The 312-nt window shown below is 68.9% G+C and carries 1 protein-coding gene; it reads left to right on the top strand.

Going from position 1 to position 312, the window contains the following annotated elements; all coding sequences use genetic code 11:
• On the top strand, positions 1-312 hold a 312-nt coding region (locus AC5RV2_RS19185; protein WP_494093645.1), incomplete at both ends, for an FAD-dependent oxidoreductase.

The raw sequence follows: 312 nt of genomic DNA on the forward strand, positions 1-312 counted from the left end.
CTTCCGCTGCCTTGGCACTGCTGCAGCTCGGCGCCGACGTGCACGTCTACGAGCAGGCCCCCGAGCTTGGTGAAGTAGGGGCCGGCATCGGCCTGCGCCCGCCGACCGTCGAGGTGCTGCGCAAGTGGGGCGTGTTCGAAGAGTTCGAAAAGGTCTCCGCCCCCTCCGAGGCCATCGAGGTCTACCAGGCCAATGGCGAGCTCATCGCCCGCGACCCGTGGCCGGGCATCAACGAGTACGCCCAGGTCAACCACTGCCGCATGGTGCACCGCGGGGACGTCATCGAGACGCTCCTGCGCCTGCTGCCGGCAG

The organism is Arthrobacter sp. Y3225116 (assembly GCF_059091245.1).